General features: G+C 44.5%; 2 protein-coding genes. Both read right to left on the reverse strand.

What is annotated here, in order from left to right; all coding sequences use genetic code 11:
• A partial coding sequence (locus AC1DSE_RS29635) for a methyl-accepting chemotaxis protein (protein ID WP_477528653.1) occupies positions 1-1439 on the reverse strand: 1439 nt, incomplete at its 3' end.
• A gap of 102 nt (positions 1440-1541) precedes the next feature.
• Positions 1542-5217 (reverse strand): S-layer homology domain-containing protein (locus AC1DSE_RS29640; RefSeq protein WP_477528654.1); only part of this gene is annotated, 3676 nt, incomplete at its 5' end.

A 5217-nucleotide genomic window follows, 5' to 3' on the forward strand; every position in this document is an offset into this window, starting at 1 on the left:
AGCTGAAATTGACTGCTTGTCTCGATCAATGAACGCTTTCCCTTTTTCACTTCATTTTTCCCTTTATCCATCATAGAAACAGCCTGCATTGTATTGCTGCGTACAGTGCCGAGCAGCTTAGACGCTTTTTTTGACGCTTCTTCCGATTGTTTCGCTAAGTTTCTAACCTCTTCCGCTACTACAGCAAACCCTAAGCCATGTTCCCCTGCCCTTGCTGCTTCAATGGTTGCATTTAATGCAAGCAGCCGAGTCTGGCCCGAAATGGATGCAATTAATGCTACGATGTTCTCGATGTGCTGCACGCTTTCCTTCACATTTTCCATGGAATTCGCAGTTTCATCGACGATTTGATCAATGCTGCTCATGTCTTGGGTGGCAAGCTCCATGTAGGAATGTCCTCCATCTACGATAAGAATGGCTTGCTCTGACGTTTCCGAAATCACAGTTACCGCGGATGCTATACTTCTAATTGCTTCGACAATGTCCTCCATCGCTGTTGAAATTGCTTCTGAACCTTGCAGCTGCTCCTCTGCTGATGCAGCAACCAGCTGCGTCGATTCAACGATGTAATACGTAGCTGCTGAGGTTTGTTTGGCTCCTTCACGCATCTCCTCAGAGCTTGCTGCCAGCTGCTTCGCAGCCTGATTGACCTGCTCTATCATCTCCTGCAAACCGCTCCTCATACTATCAAACGAGTCTGCTAATGAACCGATTTCATCTTTATTTCGAATGTGAAGAGGCGTGCTGCGCAAATCACCGCTGGCTACGGCCACAGCTAATCCAGACAAACGTCTAATGGGCATGGAAATATTTCTAGAAAGCAGTGTACCAAGCAGCAGCGTCACCGCAATAAGGAGGATACTTCCGATAATCATAGAAATATTTGACTGATTAACTTCCCTATCGTTTGCCAGTACCTTTTCCGACATAACGTTCTCTTGTTTTTGAGCGAGTTTAATCGCATTAGTGCGAATTAGCTTGGCCAAAGGGAAAACGCGTGTGTTGGCATAAGAAGTGGCTTTTAACTGCTCCACATCGTTAAACGCTGCTATCCGTTCCATGTATTGATTGTTCCATCCCAGAAGGGCGTCAAGCGCTTTAATATCTTCCTCATTTTGTATCAAAGCTTGTGCTGCCTTTGCTTGACTAACAATATCCGCACTTACCGCATCCATTTCTTTTAACATGTCTTTATTTTTATTCAATAAGTAATCGCTAAAGCTGCTATTGAGCTGAACGGCATTTCTTTGAATAGACTCCATATTCATAAGGACGGCTACATTATTGTTAATAAGCTCATTATAGGATCTATTAAGGTTATTGAGATTATAAAAAATAAAGCATAATAGAAGCATAATAAAAACAATTGCAGCAAAAAAACTGCCGTAAATCTTATTGGCTATCGTTAATTTACGTTTGCTCCCAATATTCAATTTCATCTATGCCGTCCTCCTTGCGTTTTCTGTGAGGCAATATGTACTTCATAAAAAAGCTTTAAATAAAAGGGCTGCCGCTGGCAGCCCTTTATCTATTGCTTTAATTTAATTTTTCTTAAGGAGCTTGCTAATGATAACGGCTGCTTGCGCTCTGTTAGCTATGCCTTTTGGAGCATAGGAGCCGTCCGTCATGCCGTTGATCACGCCTTGTTCTGTCAGAAGGGCAATCGCTTCTTTCGCATACGATGCCATTTTAGCTTGGTCGCTAAATTTACTTAAGGCACCCTCTACGTCACTTGCTGCTGCATCCTTATTGATGAGCTTCAAGGCGTTCGCAGCCATAATAGCCATTTCCTCACGTGTAATCGGTCGGTTAGGATCGAATTTGCCCTCTCCTACACCTTGAGCCAGTCCTGCTTTCACCGCTGCAGCTACTGAAGCGTAGTACCAATCCGACGTTTTCACATCACTGAAGTCTGCCGTGGCAGTCGCATCCGCTAATTGATAAGCGCGAACAAGCATCGTCAAAAACTCAGCTCGCGTTACTTGTTTAAGCGGTGCAAATGATGTGCTGCTAATACCTGTAATAATGCCTTTTCCAGCCAACTCCTTAATTGCGTCTCCAGCCCATGCCTCGACAGCTCCTAAATCTTTAAACTCAGGAACGTCAACTGGCGTTGGCGTAGGTTTAGGAGTCGGTGTTGGCGTTGGTGTTACAACTGGACCTGGTCCGCCGGTGCCTGGGTCCGGTGTTACAACAGGTCCCGTCTCCTCAGCAAATGCCGCTGTAAATATTGCATTAGCCACCACTCTGAATTGCTTTTGCGGATGTGCTCTGTTCAGCAAATCATTCGCAAATAACGTGACATTAATTTTGCCTTTTTTGTAGGTGAAGCCAATCGTTTTACCTTTTACTTTATCATTTCCAGGCCACCAGCCTGCTTTAAAGAAGTCAGCATCTGTACTTGCCGTTGCCAACACCTTCGCATTTGCAGGAGTAGAAGTGATCCATGAACCCGATGCCGTGTAGAAGTATTCTTTTGCATCGTACGCAGCCGTAATCAAATGCGTTTGATCCAGCTCTGTTTTGAACAAGCCTTCATGAGAGCTTCCTGTCGTTGCGAAATCGAATCCTGGCAGCAGCGTCGAACCCTTCATTGTGTTCATTGCTGATCTTCCGAATCCAATATAAGGCTTGCCCTCACCAATCAGGTTCGTGCTTGCTTGTCCGCTTGTGTTAATAAGTACATCGCTTGCCGCCATATCCGTTGTCACAGGGAAGCCCAAATCTTTTAGAACAAAAGCAGGGACTCCTGTTGCGGATACCGTCGTTAATTTCAGCAGCGGCCCTTCTTTGCTGTTCTTACTGTCAAAGGCAATAACATCTAACAAATATTTTTTGGAAATAGACTGGAGATCCGCTTTGGAAACGAGGAAATCTCCTAATTCATAACCTGCAGCACCTTTGCTCAGCATCGTTACTGCTTTCTTAGCTGCAAGCAATTCATTTACTGCTTTAATGGCCGCATTGCTTGTATTTCTAATGACATACTGTTCTGCGTCGCCTGGAATGGTCGTCTCTGGGATTACGACTCCAGTAACGCTCGTCGTTTTACCGGAGAAGGCTCCATCCTGACGAACCACATAACGATCAAAACCTCTCATATCAGCAAAGCTTTGAACGATTTCCGCATACATTTCAGAGAAATCCGATACATCAAAGCCGTCATACAAGACGAGGTTAGCATAACCCCTCTTCGCTTGCTTCATGTTGACAACATAAGAGCCAATTGGATRAACGACCTCGCCAATCGTCACAGGTGTCGTGGTTTGTTCGACTTTCACGCCATTGCTCAGCAAGTACTGAACCATTTCATACGTTGCTAGGCGGTTTTTTTGCAATTCGCTTGCTACAGGAAGAACATAATAGTCTGGGAAGAAATTAGTTTCTGCACCGCGCGGTCTGCCAATGACTTGATCAGCAGCATTCGTCAAATATTTATCAACGGTACGGCTGTCTGTATTCTCGACTCCACGTTTATAAACTTCAAGCTGGTTCAAAAACAATTTTTCTTTGTTTTCTACTACATACTTGGTTGCTGCAACGCTCGCATAGAAGAGTGCAGTCGTTGAATCCTCGTTAAGCTCTGGTATTTCCAGCGTGTGACCTAATGCACCATGGTGCATCGCATAAACAGCTGTATACGCAGGAGATGCATCGTCCCAGCCTGATTTATTAGGTCCATTGTTGTTTTGATGAGATTCATACGGAATTTCGTAGCTTGTATATTTGGTATTAGCAATACCTGCTTTACCCATCGCATTCGCTTGCTCGAGCATGCTTCCAATCAATAGATCGTACTCGAAATTCGGATCATGCGGCGGCGTACACGGCTCGATCAGGAAGCTGCCTACGAAACCGTGCATATCCAAGAAGGAAAGCGGCGACCATTTGGCAATTTCTTTCGTTACGATTTTTGTTTCGGGCTGTGTTTGATAGGAATTATCGCGGTTCAAGTCAAACGAGTTGGCATTTGCCCGCGTATTCAATGAACGTCCATCTGGATTTTCCGTGAAATTCATTAGGAAAATAGCATTTTCAAGCGCATCATTTACGTTTAACGTAACGGGCAGCGGATTAGCGGCATCCTCGTTCGTATTAAACGTGATGTTATCCTTCATCCCCATTTCCCGGAAGAAGTTAAGAATAACGTCAACGCCAGGCGCTTCATCCGGATGGATATTGTTAAGCCATACTGGAACTTTATAGTCGGTGAACGTGCCATTTTTGATTTTATCCTGCAAGCCCTTCGGATCATTCATCATAGCAGGCATCGTTTCATTTAAGTATTTGTCTACAGACGCTTTGTCCTTTGCCAAAATCGTAAAATAAATGTTTCTGCCCTGCACGGATTGGCCAAGAACCTGCGTTTCGACATAGCGATTATTTTTCGCATTAATTTCTGCTGTAATCGCATCAATCTCTGGTTTAATTTCATCATACGAATGATAGCTGTCATAAACATTAAGCTTAATAGGTGCTGTCGCAATGGTGCGGCCTTTCTGATCTAGAACAGCAAAATCACGAGTACCAAGCATTGCCGGGTATCTGGAACGGTGAGCACCAGACAAGTTTGTTGTGTTGTAAATAAGGTCGAACGTAACTTGCGCTTTAACCGTCGTTCCATCCAGCACTGGCGTCCCTTCCAAATAGATGAATGGGTCTCCCGAATATGAGTTCGTGCCCCACTTTTTCCATTCGGTCAGAGGTTTCTCGCCATAGCTCCATTTCAGATCTGCAAGCGCTACGCCTGCCGGTAATTCGAATGAAACGTCAATCGTTCTTTTTTCTGTTATGGATGCTTTATCTTTGCTTAGTTGAAGCTCTTGTACTTCAAGAAGAATGCTTGTGAGCACTTTAGTAAATGTCGTTAAATGCTCTTGGATTCTTCCCGGATAAGCAGACTCGATATAATCAAGAGTATCTTTTGCTGTGTGCCATATCTCTCCATCCAGTGTAGTTTGCGTATAACCATCCTTGTCGCCAAGGCTCCAGTTCGTCGCTTCCAAGTAGGCGTAAGGAATACCTGCTTTCGAGAATGGCGCATGATCACTCCAGTCTCCTGTTGTACCAACTGGATACTTAGGATTTTCACCTGGATTAGTTATAAGGGAAAGACCAAGACGGTCAGCAATGCTAAGGCCTAGGTCACGAACGAAACCTTTCGAACCACTGCTTCCATAAATATACATATTGTCGCCGACAGCCACACTGTCGAGG

The sequence above is a fragment of the Paenibacillus sp. 01L418 genome (genome assembly GCF_056400045.1).